The 24,565-nt window shown below is 41.5% G+C and carries 18 protein-coding genes and 1 tRNA gene; 8 read left to right on the top strand and 11 right to left on the bottom strand.

Features of this window, described 5'->3' with window-relative positions:
• The first annotated feature begins 21 nt into the window (after positions 1-21).
• The gene (fabY, locus tag PROVRUST_RS05695) at positions 22-945 is read left to right on the top strand and encodes a fatty acid biosynthesis protein FabY (RefSeq protein WP_006813776.1); all 924 of its coding nucleotides are present in this window, start codon (positions 22-24) and stop codon (positions 943-945) included.
• Between the two features lie 60 nt (positions 946-1,005).
• Here fabY and PROVRUST_RS05690 read toward each other — a convergent pair whose 3' ends face one another.
• Together PROVRUST_RS05690 and PROVRUST_RS05685 are read right to left on the bottom strand one after the other, a co-directional pair.
• Positions 1,006-2,784 carry an AsmA family protein gene (locus tag PROVRUST_RS05690; protein WP_039854572.1) on the bottom strand — a complete coding sequence of 593 codons (1,779 nt, stop codon included), beginning with the start codon at positions 2,782-2,784 and terminating at the stop codon, positions 1,006-1,008.
• A 126-nt stretch (positions 2,785-2,910) separates the two neighbouring features.
• On the bottom strand, positions 2,911-4,299 hold the full coding sequence (locus PROVRUST_RS05685; protein ID WP_006813774.1) for a uracil-xanthine permease family protein: 1,389 nt from the start codon (positions 4,297-4,299) through the stop codon (positions 2,911-2,913).
• Between the two features lie 234 nt (positions 4,300-4,533).
• Between PROVRUST_RS05685 and gltS the strand changes: the two genes are divergently transcribed.
• On the top strand, positions 4,534-5,748 hold the full coding sequence (gene gltS, locus PROVRUST_RS05680; RefSeq protein WP_006813773.1) for a sodium/glutamate symporter: 1,215 nt from the start codon (positions 4,534-4,536) through the stop codon (positions 5,746-5,748).
• A 100-nt stretch (positions 5,749-5,848) separates the two neighbouring features.
• Here the strand turns inward: gltS and recG are convergent, their stop codons facing one another.
• The 5 genes from recG to gmk are packed head-to-tail and all read right to left on the bottom strand — an operon-like array spanning position 5,849 to position 11,777.
• Positions 5,849-7,930 carry an ATP-dependent DNA helicase RecG gene (recG, locus tag PROVRUST_RS05675; protein WP_039854567.1) on the bottom strand — a complete coding sequence of 694 codons (2,082 nt, stop codon included), beginning with the start codon at positions 7,928-7,930 and terminating at the stop codon, positions 5,849-5,851.
• Between the two features lie 9 nt (positions 7,931-7,939).
• Entirely contained in the window at positions 7,940-8,653 is a 714-nt protein-coding gene (gene trmH, locus PROVRUST_RS05670) for a tRNA (guanosine(18)-2'-O)-methyltransferase TrmH (RefSeq protein WP_039854565.1), read from the bottom strand.
• A gap of 31 nt (positions 8,654-8,684) precedes the next feature.
• Positions 8,685-10,802, bottom strand: coding sequence for a bifunctional GTP diphosphokinase/guanosine-3',5'-bis pyrophosphate 3'-pyrophosphohydrolase (gene spoT, locus PROVRUST_RS05665; protein WP_006813770.1), 2,118 nt, complete (start codon positions 10,800-10,802; stop codon positions 8,685-8,687).
• Between the two features lie 19 nt (positions 10,803-10,821).
• Positions 10,822-11,097, bottom strand: coding sequence for a DNA-directed RNA polymerase subunit omega (gene rpoZ, locus PROVRUST_RS05660; RefSeq protein WP_006813769.1), 276 nt, complete (start codon positions 11,095-11,097; stop codon positions 10,822-10,824).
• A gap of 56 nt (positions 11,098-11,153) precedes the next feature.
• The gene (gmk, locus tag PROVRUST_RS05655; protein WP_006813768.1) at positions 11,154-11,777 is read right to left on the bottom strand and encodes a guanylate kinase; all 624 of its coding nucleotides are present in this window, start codon (positions 11,775-11,777) and stop codon (positions 11,154-11,156) included.
• A 289-nt stretch (positions 11,778-12,066) separates the two neighbouring features.
• On the opposite strand from gmk, the gene ligB reads away from it, so the two are divergent.
• Positions 12,067-13,776 carry an NAD-dependent DNA ligase LigB gene (ligB, locus tag PROVRUST_RS05650; RefSeq protein WP_050767611.1) on the top strand — a complete coding sequence of 570 codons (1,710 nt, stop codon included), beginning with the start codon at positions 12,067-12,069 and terminating at the stop codon, positions 13,774-13,776.
• Positions 13,777-13,785: 9 nt separating this feature from the next.
• On the opposite strand, the gene PROVRUST_RS05645 is transcribed toward ligB, so the two are convergent.
• Positions 13,786-14,400, bottom strand: a complete 615-nt coding sequence (locus PROVRUST_RS05645) for a trimeric intracellular cation channel family protein (protein ID WP_006813766.1) — start codon at positions 14,398-14,400, stop codon at positions 13,786-13,788.
• A gap of 123 nt (positions 14,401-14,523) precedes the next feature.
• Between PROVRUST_RS05645 and PROVRUST_RS05640 the strand changes: the two genes are divergently transcribed.
• Positions 14,524-15,852 (top strand): YidR family protein, encoded by a 1,329-nt coding sequence (locus tag PROVRUST_RS05640; protein WP_006813765.1) that lies wholly within the window; start codon positions 14,524-14,526, stop codon positions 15,850-15,852.
• 291 nt (positions 15,853-16,143) lie between these two features.
• On the opposite strand, the gene PROVRUST_RS05635 is transcribed toward PROVRUST_RS05640, so the two are convergent.
• Positions 16,144-16,467 (bottom strand): YceK/YidQ family lipoprotein, encoded by a 324-nt coding sequence (locus PROVRUST_RS05635; protein ID WP_039854562.1) that lies wholly within the window; start codon positions 16,465-16,467, stop codon positions 16,144-16,146.
• Positions 16,468-16,800: 333 nt separating this feature from the next.
• On the opposite strand from PROVRUST_RS05635, the gene PROVRUST_RS05630 reads away from it, so the two are divergent.
• Positions 16,801-18,459 carry a putative transporter gene (locus tag PROVRUST_RS05630; RefSeq protein WP_006813763.1) on the top strand — a complete coding sequence of 553 codons (1,659 nt, stop codon included), beginning with the start codon at positions 16,801-16,803 and terminating at the stop codon, positions 18,457-18,459.
• Positions 18,460-18,681: 222 nt separating this feature from the next.
• On the opposite strand, the gene PROVRUST_RS05625 is transcribed toward PROVRUST_RS05630, so the two are convergent.
• Positions 18,682-19,938 carry a valine--pyruvate transaminase gene (locus PROVRUST_RS05625; protein WP_006813762.1) on the bottom strand — a complete coding sequence of 419 codons (1,257 nt, stop codon included), beginning with the start codon at positions 19,936-19,938 and terminating at the stop codon, positions 18,682-18,684.
• Between the two features lie 204 nt (positions 19,939-20,142).
• Positions 20,143-20,721, bottom strand: a complete 579-nt coding sequence (locus PROVRUST_RS05620; protein ID WP_006813761.1) for a DNA-3-methyladenine glycosylase I — start codon at positions 20,719-20,721, stop codon at positions 20,143-20,145.
• A 200-nt stretch (positions 20,722-20,921) separates the two neighbouring features.
• Here PROVRUST_RS05620 and glyQ point away from each other — a divergent pair, with 200 nt between their 5' ends.
• The 3 genes from glyQ to PROVRUST_RS05605 all read left to right on the top strand — a co-directional run bounded on the left by glyQ (position 20,922) and on the right by PROVRUST_RS05605 (position 24,217).
• The gene (glyQ, locus tag PROVRUST_RS05615) at positions 20,922-21,830 is read left to right on the top strand and encodes a glycine--tRNA ligase subunit alpha (RefSeq protein ID WP_006813760.1); all 909 of its coding nucleotides are present in this window, start codon (positions 20,922-20,924) and stop codon (positions 21,828-21,830) included.
• Positions 21,831-21,839: 9 nt separating this feature from the next.
• A complete protein-coding gene (glyS, locus tag PROVRUST_RS05610; RefSeq protein ID WP_006813759.1) occupies positions 21,840-23,909 on the top strand; it encodes a glycine--tRNA ligase subunit beta in 2,070 nt (689 codons plus the stop codon).
• Positions 23,910-24,140: 231 nt separating this feature from the next.
• Positions 24,141-24,217 (top strand) — tRNA-Pro (locus PROVRUST_RS05605).
• Positions 24,218-24,565 lie beyond the last annotated feature (348 nt).

Below are 24,565 nucleotides of genomic sequence, written 5' to 3'. Positions count from 1 at the left end.
ATACTTTTCCAAGGGGGAAACATGTACCATCTACGTACACCGAAAGATGACATTGAATTTGCAGCCTACTACCAGTTTCGCTGGGAAATGCTGAGAAAACCATTTAAACAACCCCTTGGTTCCGAAAAAGATGGCTATGACCTTACAGCCCACCACCAAATGGTGGTAGATGAGAAAAATCGTATCTTGGCGATTGGTCGGTTGTATATCAATGCTGATAATGAAGGTTCAATCCGTTTTCTTGCCGTTAACCCCGTCATGCAAGGTAAAGGCTTAGGGAAACTGATTATCATGGCGCTGGAGTCGAGTGCAAGACAAGAAGGCGTTAAACGTATCGTTTCGAGTGTTAGGGAGGAGGCCGTTCCTTTCTTTGCCAAAATGGGTTTTGAAACTCGAGGAGAAGTGAGCGGGGAATTAAAAGCACCAGTACGCCACTACCTGATGATTAAACCCATCGAAACCTTAGACCAGATTCTTCATCGGCCTGATTGGTGCGGTGAGTTGCAACAAGCTTGGCATAAATATATCCCTCTCAGTGAAAAAATGGGTGTACGTATTGAACAGTACACAGGAAAACGTTTTATCACCACGATGCCAGAAGCGGGTAACCAAAATCCACACAACACCATTTTTGCCGGTAGCCAGTTTTCTCTCGCCACATTAACTGGTTGGGGAATGATCTGGTTATTGCTGCATGAGCATCAGCTTGGTGGGGATATTATTTTAGTGGATGCCAATATTCGCTATGGTAAGCCTGTCAGCGGCCGCCCAATTGCGGTAGCTGATCTATCTCATCTCAGCGGTGACCTTGATCGCTTAGCGAGAGGGAGCAAGGCTAGGGTGAAGTTAGATGTCCACGTCAGTAACGCTGATAGCCAAGTTGGTGCAGTATTCAGCGGAACTTATATGGTTTTACCCATCGCAGGTGAGATAAAAAATAGATAATGATATAGCGGATAAAAAAGCAGATTTACTTTTGGGGTAACCTGCTTTTTTATTGTCATTTTACGGATTAACAATGGCGGGAATATGCCCATCCATAGGGTAAGTATTTGGCGAGTCAGGTGCAAGTTGTGGCTCTGATGGTGGCATAGATGTTCCCACTGTGGGAGTCACTTTACCATTAACCACCGTACGATAAATTTCATTGCCTTGAAGTGGCTTAGCCGTTAACTCACCATTTATACTGTATGCAAGCGGATCTGCGAGTAAATCCCCTTGTAATGACGTATCAAAATCTCCCCACATTTGAGGTGAAAATCCTGACCATCCCCATTGATTTAAGTCCCCTAAATCAATATTGGTGCCTGTCGCTCGTAAGTTAAAAGGTGCTTTTTGATACTCTTGCTTGACGAGCAATGAGACTCTGGCAATGCCGCGGGTGGTACTACCACTGAGGCTAGCCGCAGCACTATTGTTGCTGCTGGCGATTTCGAGTAAAGGGCGACGGACCATAACTTGATTGATCGTGCTGCTATCAGCGTTGAACGTTGCTTGCCCTTTCCAAATTCCCCACTGTTTCTGTTTGATGAGATCAACATAGCGAATAGTGCCGCTAAGTGCTGTAAATTCAAAAGAGAACTCAGGTTGAATATTCATCAGCAATGACTGCGTCACTGTAAAGTTATCGATGGTGAACGCTGATAACCAAGAGGGTGCTGGTTGGGCAAAGAATGTTAACCAATCTTCAGGTAAAGTATACAGTGCTCCAGCGAGTGTCCCATCAGTAATAGTCAGGGATTTATTGTTACGCTGCCACACGCCACTGAGGCTAAAAATCCCTTTATTATAGTAGCCGGATAGCTTATCAAAATTAAGGTTATCGCCATCAATATTTAATTCGCCGATGAGTGTATCTACTTGTTGGTCATGAATAACCAATTGGTCGACATTGAAATTGATTTTACTTTTAGGGTTGCTCCAGCTGCCTCTCACGACATTAATTTTATCGATTTCGGTGCTTAGTCCCGATAGTGCCCAATCTTGTCCCTGAATATCCACATCGGTGAGCGTCAAATCTTTAATCTGGAGTGTTCGGTCACTATTGATAGCCTCAAAAAGCGCGTCGAAAGTGAGATTATTTTGCCATCCCACTTTATTCATCGAGAGACCATCAATATTAATGCTACCGTCAGCAAATACTTTTCCTTTACCGGAAATATAACCATTATTGAGATAGCCGGTGACTTGGCTAAACTCAGTCACTTGTTCCTGTAATTTTCCTGTCATAGCGACATTACGAAAAGGTAGGGAATTGATGGCCAACTCTCCTGTTGTAAAACGAAAGTCACCATAGCCAAAAGGATGGTTGACGGTAGGTTTCCACGGCGTGATACCACCGGTAAACCCAGCAACCAGCAGGGTGTTTTTTCCTTGGGTTAACTGAATTTTGCTACTTTCAAACTGTAAAACTTTAGCAGAGATAGGGAGATTAGTGCTGGTATCTGAAATCTGAGCTGTAAGCTCCCCTTGTGTGATTGTTAATCGTTGGATGGCTTCACCGTTGATCATATTAAGCCAATTGATATCCACGACAATTTGATCCGCGTTTAACGCTAACTGCTTGTCGCGAGACTCAATTTTTATATCTTGGAAAATAAATTTACCCGGTTCAGCAAATCGATGCCCCATAATGCCGACATTAATATCGAAATCAGTGAATTTACTTAATAACTGACTCGCATAACCTGCTCCCCAACGAGTTTGCAGTGCAATATAAGTGGCAACAAATAAGATCAATAGAAGCAGAAAAATATAACTAATAAATCGAATTAACCTTCTCACGGTAGTCTGCTCCCTCATAAATCAGATAAAAATATAGATGACTAATCTGTCTAAGATATCGACAATTTGAAGGATAGCATACAGAAGAACCGCCAGAGTATTCAACTCTGGCGGCAATAGGAATGATTATTTTTCGTGAGGGAAAATTAGATTCAGAACGATAGCGGTTAAACCACCAGCCGCGATTCCGGAGGAGAATAATGTTTTCAGCCAATCAGGTGCAAATTGCAGGATCAGCGGTTGTTGAGAAACACCCATTCCAACGGCAAGGGATAGGGCGATAATCATAATTGCGCGGCGGTTTAATGGCTCACGAGAAACGATACGTACACCAGAAGCTGCGATAGTTCCGAACATGACGATGGTTGCACCACCGAGCACAGGCTCAGGAATTTGTTGCACAAAACCTGCCACCGCGGGGAACAGTCCCAGCAATATCAACATTAAGGCGACAATGTAGCCAACATAACGGCTAGCAACACCGGTTAACTGAATGACACCATTATTCTGACCAAAACAGGAGTTAGGGAATGTATTGAATACTGCTGAAACAAGGGAGTTCAAGCCATTTGCTAATACACCTCCCTTAATGCGTTTCATATACAGCGGTCCACGAACCGGTTGCTCTGATACATCTGATGTTGCGGTAATATCACCAATGGTTTCTAAAGAAGTCACCATAAAAATTAAGATCAGGGGAACGAGTAAGTTCCAATCAAATGATAAACCGTAATAGAAAGGCTCAGGAACGGTAATCATTGACTGGTTGATATCGCTAGCTTGTGCTGTTGGTAGCATATCCATCCACCAAGCTGCAAGATAGCCTACCGCCATGGCGATAACCAAAGAAGCGACTCGGAGATAGGGGTTTTTCTGGCTGGTTAACAGAATAATCACTGCGAGCACAATGCCCGCAAGCATCAGATTATCAAGGGCACCAAACGTATTGTTATTCAGGGCACTGTATCCCCCACCTATCGAGGTTAATCCCACTTGAATGAGTGATAAACCGATAATCATTACCACAACACCAGAGACCAAAGGTGTAATCACTCTACGTGCTAAATGTAGGAAACGGGAAAGGATTACTTCGGTTAATGACGCGACCATTAGGGTACCAAATAAAGCAGCCATCATTGTAGGAATATCTGCGCCCCCTTGCTGAAGGGCAACTCCCCCCATAATTAAAGGGGCGACAAAGTTAAAGCTTGTTCCTTGAATGGAAAGTAAGCCAGAGCCAACGGGACCCCATGCTCTAATTTGAATCAGCGAGGCAATTCCGGATGCAAACAATGACATACTGATAATACGCTGAGTATCGTGCGCAGGTAGCCCAAGTGCTTGGCAAATTAACATCCCAGGGGTGATAACGGCGACAAACATGGCTAATAAATGTTGGCAAGCAGCAAAAATGGCTTGGGGTAATGGGGGTCTATCTTCAAGGTGATAGATTAATTCACTTTTAATTTGTGCTTTTTTTTCAACACTTTGTTCTTCAGATGTCGTTGTGTTCATTGCTCTAATTCCACCAGCAAAAAGCGCATTTTAAAGAGATAAATATAAAAAGCAATCGTTTGCGCTAAATTTTTTTAATTTACTTTTAAATTGGGAGCATCACATTTTTATATGTTTTAACTTGTATTTATCGCGAATTTTTTTTCTAATCCTACCACCTGCTTTTGGCGTTTTAAGGAAAAAAATAACGTCTAATTAGTTTTAAATAATATTAACAACAGACGAGGTACATAAATGTATCATCTCGATGTCTACGGCACACTGGTCGCAGCCACACTTGTGCTATTGCTCGGACGTAAACTGGTAAAATCGGTTTCATTCCTCGAAAAGTACACCATCCCTGAGCCCGTTGCAGGGGGATTATTAGTTGCTTTTAGCCTCTTGGTCATTAAGCAAGTATTTGACTGGAGCCTCTCTTTCGACTTATCACTGCAAGAACCGATGATGCTCGCGTTCTTTGCAACCATTGGCTTGAACGCAAACCTAGCGAGTTTAAAAGCTGGCGGTAAAGCCTTAATGATCTTCATTTTTGTGGTTGTCGGTCTATTACTGGTTCAAAATACAGTCGGTATCGCACTGGCTACATTCTTAGGTCTCGATCCGCTAATGGGACTATTAGCTGGTTCAATTACCTTATCGGGTGGGCATGGTACTGGTGCTGCATGGGGTAAAATATTTACCGATGAATACGGCTTTAAGAGTGCAACTGAAGTTGCGATGGCTTGTGCAACATTTGGTTTAGTGCTTGGAGGGCTGATAGGTGGTCCTGTTGCACGTTTCTTAATTCGTAATATTCCAACGCCAGGAACGGCGGATGAGGATAAAGATGTCCCTTCCGCATTCGAAAAACCGCAATCAAACCGTATGATTAACTCCATGGTATTGATTGAAACTATTGCATTAATTGCGATTTGTTTACTTGCGGGTAGCTATATTGCAGGCTTATTGGCTGGTACAGCATTCGCACTGCCAAAGTTTGTATGTGTATTGTTCGTTGGTGTGATTTTAAGTAATGGTCTATCCGTACTTGGATTCTATCGCGTATTTGATCGCGCAGTATCCGTTATGGGTAACGTAAGCTTATCCTTGTTCCTTGCAATGGCTCTCATGAGTTTAAAACTATGGGAATTAGCCTCTTTGGCAATCCCAATGTTAGTAATTCTTGGGGTACAAGCATGTGTCATGGCGGGTTATGCGATCTTCGTGACGTTCCGTGTGATGGGCAAAAACTATGATGCTGCTATTTTAGCCGCAGGACATTGTGGTTTTGGTCTGGGAGCAACACCAACAGCGATTGCAAACATGCAGGCAGTGACAGACAAATTTGGTCCGTCTCATCTTGCATTCTTAGTCGTACCAATGGTGGGGGCATTCTTTATCGATATTGTGAATGCGTTGGTGATTAAGTTTTACTTGTGGTTACCTATATTTCCAACAATTGCTGGGTAACCATCAATAAAAAAACATTATAACTAAATGTATAAATGAAGCAGGTATTGCCGTGGACATGGATGTGTTCACGGCAATTTTCATTTCTAGGGAGAGGTTTTTAAGCGTGGCTATATTGTTCGCGTTCAGGAAGCCAACGTTCAATAATGAGTTGTGCATTCTCTGGGTAATTTTGCTGAATATGACGAGCCAAACGTTGCACTTCTGGCAACATATATTGGTCTCTGAGTAAATCGGCCACTTTGAATTCAGCATTTCCGGTTTGCCGAGTTCCCAATAATTCACCGGGACCACGAATTTCTAAATCTTTTTGTGCAATCACAAAACCATCATTGCTATCTCGTAATACTTGAAGTCGTTGCTTAGCTGTGTGAGTGAGCGGCGTTTTATAGAGTAAAACACAGTGAGAAGCGATAGCGCCACGACCAACACGACCTCTTAATTGATGTAATTGTGCCAATCCTAAACGTTCAGGATTATCAATGATCATTAAGCTAGCATTAGGGACATCGACACCAACTTCAATAACCGTGGTAGCAACGAGTAACTGGATTTCGTTATTCTTAAATGCGGCCATGATGCTTTGTTTTTCAGCGGGTTTCATTCGTCCATGTACTAAACCGACTTTTAGCTCAGGTAGCGCGAGTGCTAATTCTTCACTTGTCACTTGAGCAGCTTGGGCCTCGAGAACTTCCGAATCTTCAATTAAAGTGCAGACCCAATAAGCTTGGCGACCTTCATCTAAGCACGCCTGTCGCACTCGCTCAACAATATCATTGCGTCTGGTATCTGGGATTGCAACGGTTGTTACCGGTGTTCGCCCAGGAGGGAGCTCATCAATAATCGATGTATCAAGGTCGGCATAGGCAGTCATCGCCAGAGTCCGTGGAATCGGCGTGGCGGTCATTATTAGTTGATGAGGGTGATTCCCTTGCTGCTCACCTTTCTCACGCAGAGCGAGCCGCTGGTGGACACCAAAGCGGTGCTGCTCATCGATGATAACTAACCCTAAAGAGTGAAAACTAACTTGTTCTTGGAAAATTGCGTGGGTACCAACGACCATCATTACTTCGCCATCGGCAATGGATTCTTGCTGTTGCTGACGCGCTTTCCCTTTTTGCTTTCCAGCAAGCCAGCCTACTTTAATGCCTAAAGGTTCGAGCCACTGTTTAAAGGTATTGGCATGTTGTTCTGCTAGAATTTCGGTAGGAGCCATCAGGGCAACTTGTTTACCATTTTCAATAGCGCAGATAGCCGCGAGGGCAGCAACAAGGGTTTTCCCTGAGCCAACATCACCTTGGATCAGCCGCATCATCGGTGTGTCTCTATGCAAATCTTTTTCTATTTCTGACACAACTCGATTCTGAGCATTGGTCGGAGAGAATGGCAAATTATCTAAGAAAGGTGATTTTAATTTTCCGGTTGGAACGAGTGGCTCTGCATATAGTCGTTCATTGCCTGCTCGAATCGCGAGCATACTTAAATGGTGAGCGAGTAACTCTTCGAGGACTAAGCGTTTTTGCGCTGGATGGTGACCTTTTTCTAACTCACCTAATTCAACGTCTGGTGGAGGATTATGTAATAAACGGATAGCGTCGGGCAGGCTAATTAAACCACGATTTAGCTCTTCAGGAAGAAGCTCTTGGATATTGCCATTATCGAGCATCGCCAAAGCTTGTTCCATCACTTTTCTCAACGTCGCTTGGCGTACCCCTTCAGTCGTTGGGTAAACAGGCGTTAAATTTTCTTGCAGTGTAATATTGTCAGTATCCTGAGATACTTTATATTCTGGGTGAATAATTTCAGGCCCAGTATTTCCCCGGCGAATTTCGCCGTAAGCAGTGACCTGACGGCCTTCAGCTAAGCTATTTTTCATGGCGGCGGAGAAATTAAAAAAGCGCAGCGTTAAATTTCCTGTTCCATCACTGATTAAACAAGTCATCATTCTTTTGCGCCCAAAGACAACTTTGGTTTGTAGTACCTCACCCGTGATTGTCGCTGTTGTCCCCGGAAGTAGGTCTTTTATCTGGTATAAACGGGTATGATCTTCATAACGAAGAGGAAAATGCAGTAGTAGATCCTGAACGGTGTTCAAACCGATTTTACTCATTTTTTCTGACTGGCTAGCTCCGATGCCATGTAATGAAGTCAGTGAAATGGTATTAAGTAGACCACGGTTCATCATTGTTCCTTAACTTTGCTGTTTTCTCTTCATTTTTTCAGTTAACTGCATTTGCATCCACCAAGCATCTTCCGCTTCTATTTGACCTTGTTGATTGATAAATGGTCGGGGAAGGTTCTTACGCTTGGAGACTTCAGCTAATACTGGATAGCCCCCCTCAAAAAGCCACTCCTGCTGCTCTTGCTCAGATAATAGACTATATTCGCGATTATACATGCCAGCAAGTTGCCTTTGGCGCTGTGCTTCATACATGATTAATGCGGATGCTACAGATACATTCAGTGATTGGACCATGCCTGCCATAGGAATGATAATATGCTGATCTGCAAGCGCTAATGCTTTTTGAGATATGCCTTTTTTCTCTTGTCCCATCATAATACAGGTTGGGCGAGTATAATCAATTTCACGAAAATCAACGGCATGCTCTGATAGGTTGGTCGCAAGAACCTGCATACCTTGTGCTTTGATTTGAGCAATAGCATCTTCAGTCGATGAATGGGAAATCACTTTAACCCAGCTATTGCTCCCTGCGGCGGAAGAAACAGAAAGTTTAACGTGCTGATCCGGCCAAATTGCATGGATTTGATGGATACCAATCGCGTCTGCACTCCGAACAATAGCGGAGACATTGTGAGGTTTATGAATTTCTTCGAGGCAGAGTGTGAGGTCGGGCTGCCGCATCGCCATCATTTGGCAAATGCGGCGATAGCGGCGTTCATTCATAGTTAGAGTTCAGTATCTTTAATAATATCGATTAATTACGGTTACGACTGACGCGTAATACGTCCGGCATAATCCGGATTTTACGCATAACGTTTGCGAGCTGAATACGGTTTTTAATCGACAGACGGATAAATGCGCAATAAACACGACCATCTTTTTCCTCGGTGTTCATGCTTTGAATACTCGAATTTGCGCCGTTAATTGCCGCAGTCAAGTTAGCTAAAGCACCTTGATGGTTGATCATATCGACTTTGATTTCAGCGATAAAGTCAGTATCCGTGTCTGTATCCCACTCTACAGCCATAAATTTATCGGGTTCTTTTTGATAACCTCGAATATTACGGCAAGATTCATGGTGGATAACTAGCCCTTTACCTGGGCTAATATGCGCAACAATAGGATCTCCCGGAATTGGGCGACAGCATTTTGCAAAAGTGATTAATACGCCATCGGCACCTTTGATAGAGAGTTTATTATGACTTTCTGTGATGATAGGTTCTTCAGGTTCACTTTGCGGATTGCTTTGTAAGTTACGGGCGACAACGACACTCATTGCATTCCCTAAACCAATTTCGGCAAGGAGATCATCGAGAGAATTGAGTTTCATGCGTGCCAATTCGGCGTCGAGATTTGCTTGTGGGATATCCGTAATTTTGTTACCCGCACCAAGTGCGTGGCTAAGTAAGCGGCGACCTAAGTTAATAGAATCTTCGCGTTTTAAATTCTTCAATAATTGGCGGATTTTTGCGCGAGCTTTTGAGCTGACGACAAAGTTTAACCAAGCCGCATTCGGTCTTGCTCCCGGTGCGGTAATAATTTCTACGGTTTGACCACTGGAGAGCGATTGGGACAGAGGATAAGGTTGGCGATCGACTCGAGCCCCGACGCAGGCATGACCAATATCAGTATGGACTGCATAAGCGAAGTCTACAGGCGTAGCTCCGGTTGGCAATTCAACGATACGCCCTTCAGGGGTGAAAACATAAATTTCATCAGGAAATAGGTCTGACTTTACGCTTTCGATAAATTCAAAGGAGCTACCCGCACTTTGCTGAAGTTCAAGCAGACTTTGCATCCAGCGTTGAGCCTTCACTTGTGCAGTGGTTCCCTGTTCACCTTGCTCTTTATATGCCCAATGTGCCGCAACGCCCATTTCTGCCATTTGGTCCATATCTTCTGTACGAATTTGTACCTCAACAGGCACCCCGTGAGGGCCAATTAATGAGGTGTGCAGGGATTGATATCCGTTAGCTTTTGGAATGGCAATATAGTCTTTAATTCGACCTGGGCGCGGTTTGTATAGGCTATGCATCTGACCTAAAACACGATAGCAAGTATCGACGTCTTCAACGATAACTCTGAAAGCATAAATATCCATGATCGAATGGAATCGCTGCTCTTTGAGATGCATTTTTCGATAAATGGAATACAGGTGTTTTTCGCGACCACTAACGGTACAGGGAACACCGGCTTCAGTTAATCGACCGTCAATTTCAGAAAGGATTTTTTGAATCATTTCTTTACGATTACCGCGGGCGGCTTTAACCACCTCTTTGATAACCCGATAACGGTTTGGGTACAAGGCTTCAAAACCCAACTCTTCTAGCTCGGTTTTGATATGGTGAATACCTAAACGGTGCGCAAGAGGGCTATAAATTTCGAGTGTTTCTCGCGCTATGCGGCGACGCTTATCGGGCCTTAAAGACCCAAGCGTGCGCATATTGTGAGTGCGGTCTGCCAGCTTTATCAAAATGACCCGGATGTCTTTTACCATCGCCATGATCATTTTGCGGAAGTTTTCTGCTTGAGCTTCTTTCTTGTCGCGAAAATTTAGTTTATCGAGTTTGGAGACACCTTCAACCAGACCGGCGACGGTAGTTCCAAACAGTTGCTCGATATCTTGAAATGTCGCTGGAGTATCTTCAATCACATCATGAAGTAGCGCTGCCATCAGTGTTTCGTGGTCCAAACGCATTTCAGCCAAAATACCAGCAACAGCAACTGGGTGAGTAATATAAGGCTCACCACTTGAACGGGTCTGTCCTTCATGGGCATCCCGTGCGACAACATAGGCTTTTTTCAGTAATTCAACCTGCTCTTTAGGGAGGTATTGTTGAATTATGATATTTAGGCTTTCAAACAGATACAAGGCAGACCCACCTTAGTAATTAGCGACGACCTTCAGCGATCGCAGAAACTGCTTGCATTTCAGCAGCATCTTGCTCTTGCTGTTCTTGGCGTTCACGCACATCCAAAATGTGACCGTTAATTAAACCTTCTTCTACTTCACGTAGCGCGATAACCGTATGCTTATCATTTTCTTCTGGAACTAAAGGATCTTTACCACCAGTTTGTAATTGACGAGCTCTACGTGCTGCAACCAGTACGAGGTCAAAGCGGTTACCAATTTTTTCTACTGCGTCTTGAACAGTTACGCGTGCCATAAGTGTGCTACTCCAAAGAAATAAAAAAATGACCTGATATGATACTGAAACTATTCTCAGTCTGCTAGTAATTTGCTGATTAAAGCACCATGCCGCTGAATTTGGCGTTCTAATTTCAGACGCTCAGCTCGCATGATCGATTGTAAATCGCTTAATGCAGTGTTGAAATCATCATTTACAATGACGTAATCGTATTCATTGTAATGTTCAATCTCACCAACAGCTTGTGACATGCGCTTTTCAATGACTTCATCACTATCTTGACCGCGACCACGAAGCCGACGATAGAGTTCGTCTTTTGAGGGTGGAAGTATAAAAATACTACGCGCCTCTGGCATTTTTGCACGAATTTGTTGTGCGCCTTGCCAGTCAATATCGAGAAAAACATCTACGCCGCTTTTTAAAACTTCCTCAATAATCGGTTTTGAGGTGCCATAGTAATTACCAAAGACACAGGCATGTTCTAAAAAATCATTATTCTCAACCATCTGCAAGAATTCTGCTTCGGAAACAAAAAAATAGTGCTCACCATGAACTTCGCCAGGGCGTGCTGCTCTTGTTGTATGAGAAACTGAAACTTGAGTGTCATACAACGGTTGTGTTTTCAACAGAGCTTGGATAAGACTAGATTTACCTGCGCCACTTGGAGCAGAAAGAATATATAACGTGCCTTGTATCATGATGATTTCTTGAAATATTGAGGGTTAGACATAAAAGATAGCGATAAACCCCACATAGTATACACGTACTTAAGGCAACGTGCAGCGATATCAATAAACCATGAATCGTGAATAAAAAAATATTGCTCATGAAAAAATTGTGAACAGGTTCCAGAAAATATATTTAACTTAATGAATATCTCATTTTTTTTGCGAAACGTTTTGCAATTAACGACATATCCAACTGACCACCTAATTATTTTGCCTCAGGATGCTTTTTCCACGAACGGAATAATAGCAAGGACGCGTGATGCACTATATTTTAACAAGAGGCTCTTGGATATTCATGTTATTACAAGTGGTGACATCACTTGCATACGGCATGGAATACCATCAAGCAAAAGATAACTGCGATTCACCAAATCAAAATATCCTAATAAATGATCATCAAAGATTAGGCAATCAGCTCCAAGAGTGGAATAAGAACTATCTAGTAGATGGTTTTAGTCCCATTAATGATGAAGTCTATGATCAGCTATTGTCTAAGTGGCAGCAGCGGCAACGTTGCTTGTCACTTTCTGATAGCTTACCGCAGGTACCGCTCCCGATACTAACGCCTTTAGTAAAGCATCCGCTGCCTCATACGGGGCTAAAAAAACAAAATTTAAATGAAATAACGACTTGGATAGCAAAGCGAAAAGAGATTTGGTTACAACCGAAGGTGGATGGTGTCGCGGTTAGCTTGGTGTATGACAATGGACAATTAGTTTCATTAATCAGTCGAGGCAATGGAGTTGAAGGGCTAGAGTGGCGCAAAAAAGCGGATTTTATCTTGGACTTGCCGAAGGTAATTCCCATAAAACAGCGCGTAATTTTGCAAGGTGAACTTTTTTGGAAATTGAATAATCACGTGCAGAAGCAGCTAGGTGGCTTGAATGCCCGAAGTAAAGTCGCTGGATGGCTTATGCGTAAGAAATTACCAGAAAAAATAGAAGATAATATTGGTATTTTTATCTGGGCTTGGCCCGATGGCGATCTGCAACAGGAAGTTCAACTTAGTCGACTATCAGAAATTGGGTTTGATTTATCTAAAAGGTACAGTCATCAAGTCACCAGTATTGAGCAAATTATTCAAAGGCAAGAAGATTACTTCTCAACGCCTCTCCCCTTTGCAACCGATGGTATTGTCTTAAAAAGTTTTCCTACGCCACCTTCAGCTGCTTGGCAGAGTAATCAAAATAGCTGGGCGATTGCATGGAAATACCCACTACAAAATATTATTAGTGAAATTACAGGCTTAAAGTTTGGTGTTGGGCGTACTGGTATTGTTAACGTTGTGGCATCAATTAAGCCTGTGACTCTTGATGCTAAACAGGTGAGTCATGTGAATTTGGGTTCTCTAAACTCATGGAAGAAAAAGGATCTTTTAGTTGGTGACCATATTCAGTTAACCCTTGCAGGGCATGGGATTCCGAAGGTTGAACAGGTAATTTGGCGAGTAGCCCATCGGGATTATCCTGAAACTATGTTATTAGAACAATTTAATCGATGGAGTTGTTTCTCTTATTCTATTGAGTGTTTACCCCAGTTTGTTGCCCGTTTAACGTGGTTAGGAAAGCAGTTAGGAATAAAAGGGGTTGGTGAAAAAACATGGCAACAATGGGCTGAAAATTATGGACTGTCCCAGCTATTGGAATGGTTATCACCAAGTTGGCAAGGGCAGCTACCCAAAACTAAAACTAACCTGAAACACCTTGAGCAATTGCAAAAAGTTGCAGACCAACCTTTAGCCGTATGGCTAAAGGGATTAGATATTCCATTGAGTAATACTGAGATCAAAAAAATTGATACGATTTCAATGCTCTATGAGCCAACAATTATCAAGTACTTGAAGCTATCGGATAAGCGTGAACAGCAGTTTAAGCACTGGATTGAAGTAACGGAAATTAAGTTAGCATTACAGATTATACAGGAAATAAAAAAGCCATTAGCTCAGGCTAATGGCTTATCGAGATACTAATGCTGGATATTAGTCGGGGTTTTCGTAATTAAATACAGGTAAACCTAAACGATAACGAATAGCGAGCAAACGTGCGCTGAGGCCTGCAATCAGAGTAATGATCACGACAATATCTTTAGGGAGTGGCGTATGTAGTAAACCGATATATAGCCATGCTGCGGCAAAAGAGACACCAGCATAAACTTCTTTTTGGAACACTAATGGAATGGTATTGCATAACATGTCTCTAAGGACGCCGCCAAATACCCCTGTAACCACCGCAGCAATCGCTGCAATAATTGGGCTATAGTTCATATCAAGGGCGATTTGGGCACCTAAAATAGAGAAAACGATCAAGCCGATAGCATCGAGTATTAAAAATAGGCGACGCAAATGCTTCATCATAGGTGCTATCCACATAGTGACTATGGCTGCACCAGCAACGGTCATAATATATTCGGGGTGAGCGACCCAGCCAAGAGGATAGTGACCGAGTAGAATATCACGCACGGAACCACCGCCAATAGCAGTGGCAGAAGCGATAATGATCACGCCAAAGACATCCATCTTCCGGCGACCCGCAGCTAATGCGCCAGTCATGGCTTCAGCAGTAATACCAATGATGTAGAGAACACTTAATAACATGATGGTTTTATTCAATACTATAGTGATTATTAAAGGGTAATATTACTTGCGTAATTTCTCGACTGAGATTTTTTAGTGCTACAAAAAATAGATTAGTTAAAGTAATCCGATAGCCAGTAGTAAATGATGTCAAAGGATAACAGATTGAATAATAAAATACCTTATAAAGAAATATGTATTACTGATAATGCCCGCAATCATCAGCTTACAAATATTAATGTCTGGACGCCGGATAGCCAGTGGTTAGCGTATGATGTTCGCCCCAGTGGTAGCTCGTTTACGGGATTAACCATAGAAAAAATTCATGTTACTACACGACAAGTGGTCGAAATTTATCGTGGAAAACAAGGAGCTTATGTTGGAGTAGTCACTGTAAGCTCAGAAAATCCACCTCGTTACGCGTTTATTCATGGGCCTGAAAATCCAGATGAGCATTGGCAGTACGATTTTCACCATCGTCGTGGTGTTTATGTTTATGATGATAACCTCGATACAGCCTATCCTATCGATGCAATGTGTATTACTCCTCCTTATATCGTGGGAGCGTTAAGGGGAGGGACACATGTTCATGTGTTTAGCCCTGATGGTAAATGGCTTAGTTTTACCTATAACGACCATGTTATGCATGAGCTAGACATTAAATTAGATCAGCGCAATGTAGCAGTGGCGGTGCCTATGGGGGCTGTGAACGTGGAACCTAAAGGACATCATAGAGAATATAGCGGTGATTTTTTTTGTAGCGTAGTGACTCAAACTGTTGCTAGCCCGGCTCCAAATAGTGATGAAATCAGTCGTGCGTATGAAGAGGGTTGGATAGGACTGCATGGTTATTTAAATCGTCAAGGTCAATGGCAGCAAAGAGCCCTAGCTTTTATCGGAGATACGCATAATCAATATGGGGATATTATTCCAGAGGTCTATATTGTAGACCTTCCTGATAACCCTGAAAATTTTAAAGTGCAGGGTGACACACCGTTGCAAGGAACGAAAACTACCCTTCCTGCACCACCTAAAAATGTACAGCAGAGACGGTTAACATATACTCACACTAGAAAATATCCGGGTTTAGCTAAACAGCCAAGGCATTGGCTGCGTTCTTCACCTGACGGGCAATCTATTGCTTGTTTAATGCATGATGACCAAGGTGTTGTGCAACTTTGGTTAGTTGCAACATCGACAGGGGAGTTAACTCAGGTTACTCATGAAATGACTTCAATCCAATCGGCATTTAACTGGAATAAAACTGGGGAATATATCTGCTTTATTCATGATAATAGTGTGGTGAGATGCCATGTGGCCACAGGTAAATTAAAACGGTTGACGGAGCGTACAGAGATTGCTCCTGTTGCGGATGCAGTTGTTTTTTCTCCAAATGATAGGTTAATAGCATTTATGCGAGATATTAATGGGTTTAGACAACTCCATATAGTAGAAACCGGATTAAATAATTAATGATTGATAAAATCAATAATCTGAATAAAGAGATTAATAGTAATCTCTTTATTCAATTGATGATTATTTTATGGTTATTTTTTCATACAACATAAGATATAAAAATAATACTAATTAGTTATTACTAAGCCAATAGTGATTTGGTGAGTAAATATTTTTACTGTAAATAATAGTATGAAATTTAAGATTGATGGCACAAAATGAAATCAAAGCAAATTATATAAAAAAATCAATCATATCTAAAAGTTTATTTAGGTCTTTTAAAGATTGGATTGGCCAATTAATAATTCATTATTTATTAATTGATTTTTGTTGTTTATCCAGTTGTTCTACGCGTTTTTTGGGTGAATCACTGGCTTGATTTCCATCTGATTTTATATAGTCCAAAGGAATTAATAATGTATCCATTAAGGCTGTAAAAGGTAGATCAATGACAAGTAATGGTTTAACTACCCAGCCAGTATCTTCATTTTGGAGCATATCAACACTATTTTTAGTCCCTGGATAATAACTGTCTGTAGGACCGGCATGAGTCATAATACTTGAGCAGCCACTTAATGTAACGGTCAGTGATGTGGTAAGAACTAACGACCTAAAAAAAATCAAGCTTGGCATATAATTAGTGACCTGCATTAAGATGGGCTATTTCTAACTTTAGATTATGATAACTAAAAACAAAAAATTCACAATCATAGAATTATATTATTATTTAAAAGTGGCTTATTAAAAATAGTTCATTTTGTATTACTTTATGTTGAGAATGTTAATAAATAGAAGACAATCTGTTTTTATCGAAACTTTTGAAAATATAGTTTTTAATTGATCTGAACTGTGCTCTACGGCACAACTTATTGATTTCCACTTTGGCATAATCGATTCAGTAACAGGGTTGTTTTGCCCTAGTATGTCGCATGTTTTTGGTAATTGTCATCAAAAGGATAGCGGTCTATGAGTGAATTAGCTCTTACTGTGAGTTTATTAGCATTAGCTGCTGCATTAGGCCTATGGATTGGTAACTGGAAGATCCGTAATGTAGGTTTGGGGATTGGTGGCGTACTGTTTGGTGGCATTATTGTTGGTCATTTTGCTAAAAGCTATGGCTTGCTGCTAAATAACGACATGCTACATTTTATTCAAGAATTTGGATTGATCCTGTTTGTTTATACCATCGGGATACAAGTCGGCCCCGGCTTTTTCTCTTCTCTGCGCGTCTCAGGCTTAAAACTAAATGGTTTTGCCTTGATGATCGTGATCCTTGGTGCCGTAGTGACGGCGGTGATCTATAAAGTCGCAAATATTCCTTTACCGATTATTTTAGGGATTTTTTCTGGTGCGGTAACCAATACCCCCTCTCTTGGTGCGGGTCAACAGATCCTATCTGACTTAGGCTCTGACCCTAGCTTAGTGGGGCAAATGGGTATGGGTTATGCCATGGCTTATCCTATGGGAATTTGTGGTATTTTACTGGTGATGTGGCTAATACGGGTTATTTTCCGTATTGGTGTAGATAAAGAAGCTGCCGAGTTTAATAGCTCGAATGTTCAATATCGTGATGCGCTACAAACCATGAATATTGCGGTACGCAATGCCAATCTCGATGGTTTGATGATGCAAGATATTCCTATGTTAGGTAGCGAAGAAATCGTTTGTTCGAGACTAAAACGTGGTGAAATGTTGATGGTGCCTCAACCAAACACTGAAATTCATCTTGGCGATTTACTTCATGTTGTCGGATTAAAAGAAGATTTAAATAAAGTTCGTTTGATATTAGGGGAGGAGGTGGATGCTTCTTTATCGACATCCAGCTCTGTATTGCATTCAGTTCGTGTGGTAGTTACAAATGATGCTGTGTTGAGTAAAAGGCTGAAAGAACTGAATTTAAAACAGAAATATGATGTGGTAGTCACGCGATTAAATCGTACAGGGATTGATTTAGTTGCAAGTAACAATTCGGTTCTACAGTTCGGGGACATTCTCAATATTGTGGGTCGCCCAGAATCAATTGAAGCGGTGACCGCTTTACTTGGAAACGCTAAACAAAAATTACAGCAAGTTCAGATGCTGCCAGTTTTCATTGGTATTGGTTTAGGTGTTGTTTTAGGTTCTATACCCATTTTTCTTCCTGGTTTTCCAGCTGCTTTAAAGCTGGGTCTAGCCGGTGGACCTTTAGTGGTTGCCTTGATTTTAGGGCGGATAGGCACTATTGGTCGACTCTATTGGTTTATGCCACCGAGTGCAAACTTGGCATTACGTGAGTTAGGAATAGTAATGTTTTTAGCCGTAGTTGGGCTGAATTCGGGAGGGGATTTTATTGAAACTCTCATTCATGGTGATGGTTTAACATGGGTTGGATATGGGTTATTAATCACGTTTATTCCATTATTTGTTACAGGTATCGTGGCGCGGGTTTTTGGTAAAATGAATTACTTGAGCTTGTGTGGGGTGCTTGCGGGTTCAATGACAGATCCTCCGGCATTAGCATTTGCTAATAATATTCACCCAACAAGTGGTGCTCCGGCTCTTTCTTATGCGACGGTCTATCCCTTGGCGATGTTTCTTCGCATAATTTCACCCCAGCTGTTAGCCATTGTATTTTGGGCATTATGATATTTAGATAGAAAAATTATTGGGAATAAAAAGAAAAGTATCCGTCTATATAGGGGAAGAATTGGGCTTTGTTCCAGCCATAAATCGTATCTGAAAAGTGTTTTAATACCCATGAATAGTATTTGTCTTGAACAAATATATTCGATTTAAATTATGGAGTTCTCGCTAATTTTTAGCCCTTTCTTTGATGGAAAGGGCTTTTTTTAACGTCTTCTAATAGGATTAGTGTTCAGATTCTTGAAACGCTTTCTCTAATTCTTGAGCAAGGATTTTGATACCTTGCTCAATTTTTTCTGGTTCTGGTACGTAGTTCATGCGCATACATTCATGGGCATGCTGCCAATTATCTTCGATTCCCGGGAAGAAATAGTGACCCGGCACCATTAAAACACCACGAGCTTTCAAACGGCGATATAATTCTAAACTACTGATAGGTAGGTCTTTAAACCATAACCATAAGAAAATAGCACCTTCAGGTTTGTGGATCAGGCACTTCTCTTCTGGAATATAGCGTCGAATAATTTTAATGACTTCTTCAACGCGTTTTTTATAGAACGGCCCCACAACATTTTGGGACAGATTAAACAGGTCATCACGCTGGATCATTTCAAGTGCTAATGCCGGTCCAATCCCTCCCGGTGCAAGGCTGATAATGCCATTCATATTACTCACAGCATCGATCAATTCTTCGTTACCAATGATGATCCCACAACGTGTTCCTGGCAAACCGAGTTTTGATAAACTCATGCACAGAATGACATTTTCATTCCAAAATGGTGTTGCATCGCTAAAGATAATTCCAGGAAAAGGAACACCGTAAGCGTTATCAATCAGTAATGGAATATTATGTTGCTTGGCTAGTTGATCGAGGTGCTCAACTTCTTCATCGGTAATAACATTACCTGTTGGGTTTGTTGGTCGAGAAACACAAATAACGCCAATATCTTCCGTGATTTCTAATGTATTAAAATCAACGTGATATTTAAATTGTCCGTCAGGCAAAAATTCAATCTGAGGTTTATTTGCAACAAATAAATCTTCATCTAACCCTGAATCGGCATAACCCACGTATTCAGGAGCAATAGGGAATAGAACTTTACGCTTGATACCATCTTCAAAACGACCAGCTAGCAAGTTAAATAGGTAGAAAAAGGCACTTTGGCTGCCATTAGTGAGTGCGATATTTTTTGCACTGATATTCCAGCCTAGTTTTGCTTTTAGGGTTGCCGCTAGCGCTTTCAACATGGCATCTTTGCCTTGAGGACCATCGTAATTACATAATGTGTCCGTCAATTTTCCATTTTCACACATGTCAGCGAGTAAAGTCTGGAAGTAGGTATCCATTTCAGGGATATGAGCAGGGTTACCACCTCCAAGCATAATTGAGCCCGGAGTCCTTATGCCTTCATTCAGGTCTTTCATTAATTCTGAAATCCCTGAATTTTTAGCAAATTTATTACCAAATTTAGAAAAATTCATCGTATTAATTCACATAGGTTTATTAGATTGTTAATGGAATTTAAAACATACCTTGCTCCCCTCTGGAGTTCAATAGCTTAATTAGAGATTTTTTGGAAATAAAATATCAATTAAACTAATGGTAGTGGTTTTTTGATTTAATATATTAAAAAATATTGGTCTATTTCTCTTATTATAAACGTGGGGGCATCAATAAATACTGATTTATCTATATTGGCAACAATTCACCAAATGGTCATTTACCATGCCAGTTGCCTGCATACCAGTTGCCTGCATAAAAGCATAACAAGTGATCGAACCCACAAATTTAAAACCCCGTTTTTTTAGAGTTTTTGATAAATTTTTAGATAATTCAGTTTCTGCTGGAACTTGGCTTGATTCTGTCCATTTATTCACAATTGGCTGGTGGTTTACTGACTCCCAAATGAATGTGGAAAAATCCTCACCATTTTTTTGCATATCCAAATAGGCTTTTGCATTTTCAATAATGGCATTGATTTTTAAGCGATTACGAATAATTCGAGGATCTTGCATCAAGCGCTCAATATCAGAGTCATTCATTAATACCACTTTTTCAGGAACAAATTGATGAAACAATTCTCGGTATCCTTGGCGTTTCTTTAAAATCGTATACCAAGAAAGTCCCGCTTGTTGTCCTTCCAAACAAATCATTTCGAAGAGTTGTAGACTGTCTTTGGTGGGTTTACCCCATTCATTATCATGATAAGCAATATATTCCGGGTCTTGGTTAACCCAGTGGCAGCGAATTGGTGATGTTTCCATTTTTCATCCTTTTTCTAATGAGGTTACGCTTGAGACCAAGAATAACTTCTTTATACTGGATAAATAACCAGTTTTAAAGGGGTGGAATTAATTTTTTTCCTTTTTAGAATGATTACAGATGTATTCATTGCTGTATATCTGACGGTCAACGGGTATACTGGACACTTTCTTAAATTTCACGTATCGCGTGCGGATCTAACATGCAAAAGTTTGATACCAAAACCTTCCAAGGTCTTATCCTGACATTACAGGATTACTGGGCGCGCCAAGGCTGTACCATTGTTCAACCACTGGACATGGAAGTCGGCGCTGGTACTTCACACCCAATGACGTGTTTGCGCGCTTTAGGTCCAGAGCCTATTGCGGCAGCTTATGTGCAGCCATCTCGCCGACCAACTGATGGTCGCTACGGCGAAAACCCAAACCGTTTACAACATTATTACCAGTTTCAGGTAATCATTAAGCCATCACCTGACAACATCCAAGAACTCTACTTAGGCTCATTAAAAGAGCTGGGTGTTGATCCAACGGTTCATGATATCCGCTTTGTTGAGGATAACTGGGAAAACCCAACATTAGGTGCGTGGGGACTGGGCTGGGAAGTTTGGTTAAACGGTATGGAAGTCACTCAATTTACTTACTTCCAGCAAGTGGGTGGGCTTGAGTGTAAACCTGTAACGGGTGAAATCACTTACGGCCTTGAACGTCTTGCCATGTATATTCAAGGCGTTGATAGCGTCTACGATCTTGTTTGGTGCGATGGCCCTCTGGGCAAAACCACTTATGGTGATATTTATCATCAAAACGAGGTTGAGCAATCTACCTATAACTTTGAATATGCAAACGTTGATTTCTTATTCAAATGTTTCGAAGAGTATGAAAAAGAAGCCCAATACTTACTTTCATTAGAGACTCCTCTGCCGCTTCCTGCGTATGAGCGTATTCTCAAGGCTGCTCATACTTTTAACTTACTGGATGCCCGTAAGGCTATTTCAGTAACCGAACGCCAGCGCTATATTTTACGTATTCGTACCCTGACTAAAGGGGTTGCAGAAGCTTATTATGCTTCTCGTGAAGCGCTGGGTTTCCCTATGTGTCATAAGAACTAAGAGGCTGTCATGACTCAACAGACTTTCCTTGTGGAAATCGGCACAGAAGAGTTACCGCCGAAGGCTCTTCGTTCATTAGCCGAATCCTTTGCAGCAAATTTTACTGCTGAATTAGATGGCGCAGATATTTCTCATGGTGCCGTAACTTGGTTTGCAGCACCTCGTCGTTTGGCTCTAAAAGTGGCAAATCTTGCAGCTGCTCAGCCAGATCGCGAAGTTGAAAAGCGTGGTCCAGCGATTTCTCAAGCATTTGATGCCGAAGGTAAACCAACTAAAGCGGCTGAAGGTTGGGCTCGTGGTTGTGGGATCACGGTAGATCAAGCTGAGCGTTTAACGACGGATAAAGGTGAGTGGTTACTGTATCGTGCTCAAATGAAAGGGCAAGCTGTCAGTGAATTACTGATTGATATGGTTAGCCGTTCACTGTCGAAATTACCGATTCCAAAATTAATGCGTTGGGCAGATAAAGAAACCCAGTTTGTACGCCCAGTACATACGGTCACTTTACTTCTTGGCAGCGATGTTGTTGAAGGTGAAATTCTTGGTATCAAGAGCGGTCGTACTATCCGTGGTCACCGTTTTATGGGTGAAGCTGAGTTTACTATCGACAACGCGGACCAATACCCAGAAATTCTTCGTGAACGCGGTAAAGTCATCGCTGACTATGAAACACGAAAAGCGACAATTAAAGCGGACTCAGAAAAAGCTGCTCAGGCGCTGGGTGGTAAAGCTGATTTAACAGAAAGCTTGCTGGAGGAAGTGACTTCTCTGGTTGAGTGGCCTGTAGTATTAACGGCAAAATTTGAAGAGAAGTTCTTAGACGTTCCTTCAGAAGCGCTGGTCTATACCATGAAAGGCGACCAAAAATATTTCCCTGTTTATGATAATGCTGGCAAATTAATGCCAAACTTTATCTTTGTGGCAAATATTGAGTCTTCTGATCCACAACAAATTATCTCTGGTAACGAAAAAGTGGTTCGTCCACGTTTAGCGGATGCGGAGTTTTTCTTTAAAACTGACCGTAAGCAGCGTTTAGAAGATAATTTGCCACGCTTAGAAACCGTATTGTTCCAGCAGCAACTGGGAACATTACGTGATAAAACCGACCGTTTAGAAGCTTTATCAGGCTGGATCGCGAGTAAAATTGGGGCAGATGTTAACCATGCAACCCGTGCAGGCTTACTGGCGAAATGTGATTTGATGACCAATATGGTCTTTGAATTCACTGATACTCAAGGTGTTATGGGCATGCACTATGCTCGCCACGATGGTGAGTCAGAAGATGTTGCTTTAGCACTAAAAGAACAATATCAGCCACGTTTTGCAGGTGATGAATTGCCATCTACCGATGTTTCTGCGGCATTAGCATTAGCAGAAAAAATGGATACCCTTGCTGGTATTTTCGGTATTGGTCAGCACCCTAAAGGGGATAAAGACCCATTTGCTTTACGCCGCGCAGCACTGGGTGTGTTACGTATTATTGTTGAGAAAGGCTACCAGCTTGATCTTGTTGAAATGACACAAGAAGCGGTACGTCTGTATGGCGATAAACTGACAAACAAAAATGTGGTCGATGATGTGGTTGAGTTTATGCTGGGTCGCTTCCGTTCTTGGTACCAAGAATTGGGCTATAGCATTGATGCCATCCAAGCTGTGTTAGCACGTCGTCCAACTCAGCCTGCTGATTTTGACGCACGAGTAAAAGCGGTGACGCATTTCCGCTCTTTAGATGAAGCTCAAGCGTTAGCAGCTGCAAACAAACGTGTCTCTAATATCTTGAGTAAGTCAGATGAAAAACTCGCGGATAGCGTGTTAGCTTCTGTTCTGAAAACACCTGAAGAAGTGAAATTAGCAACGCATCTAGTTGTACTGCAAGATAAATTGGCCCCGATGTTTGCAGAGCGTAATTACCAAGAAGCATTGGTTGAGTTAGCCTCTTTACGTGAAGTGGTTGATGAGTTCTTCGCGAATGTCATGGTTATGGATGAAGATCCCGCTGTACGTAATAACCGCTTAACGTTATTAAGCCAGCTTCGCGAGTTATTCTTAAAAGTTGCAGATATTTCCGTCCTGCAATAGATTGATTTTTAGTCAATTATTTTCTGAGTAAGAAAATAATGCCAAAAAAATGAATTACTCCAGCTAGACATAAATAAGCGCTAAAATATTTTTAGCGCTTATTTTTTGCCCAAAATTGAGGCGGAAACTAAGAAACCATACCATTTTGATGGTTTTATCAGCATACGAACAGTTTTAGCAAAAAATAGGGTTGACGATCCCCATTCTTGGCAGTATTATTCACACCGTTTTCGGCGAGTAGCGCAGCTTGGTAGCGCAACTGGTTTGGGACCAGTGGGTCGGAGGTTCGAATCCTCTCTCGCCGACCAAATTCCAAAGCCCACCTCATAGAGGTGGGTTTTTTCGTTTTTACCATTCCCATTTTTATCCTCTATTTCTTTTGATTGTATAAAGAAGTTCAAAATCCTTACTTGGTCTTTCCTCTTATTTTTATTCGTTATCCACCTGTTGGCATTTTAATCGCTATTTCGTTAAAACACCTTGATGATATATAAATCAGTAAATAATTCATTATCGTATAAAAAACAGGCAAAACAATAAATTATCAAATAGTTTTATATAAATTCTATTTGGAATTTTATACCGTCATTTTTTGCATTGAACCCTATTTTCGTTCAGTAATTCAGCACTTAATCACAAATATACAAATATTTAAC

The sequence above is a fragment of the Providencia rustigianii DSM 4541 genome (genome assembly GCF_000156395.1).
In the GTDB taxonomy this organism is placed as follows: Bacteria; Pseudomonadota; Gammaproteobacteria; order Enterobacterales; family Enterobacteriaceae; genus Providencia; species Providencia rustigianii.
Note: the sequence above shows the minus strand (reverse complement) of the source record. Positions and strands in the feature narration are given on the sequence as shown.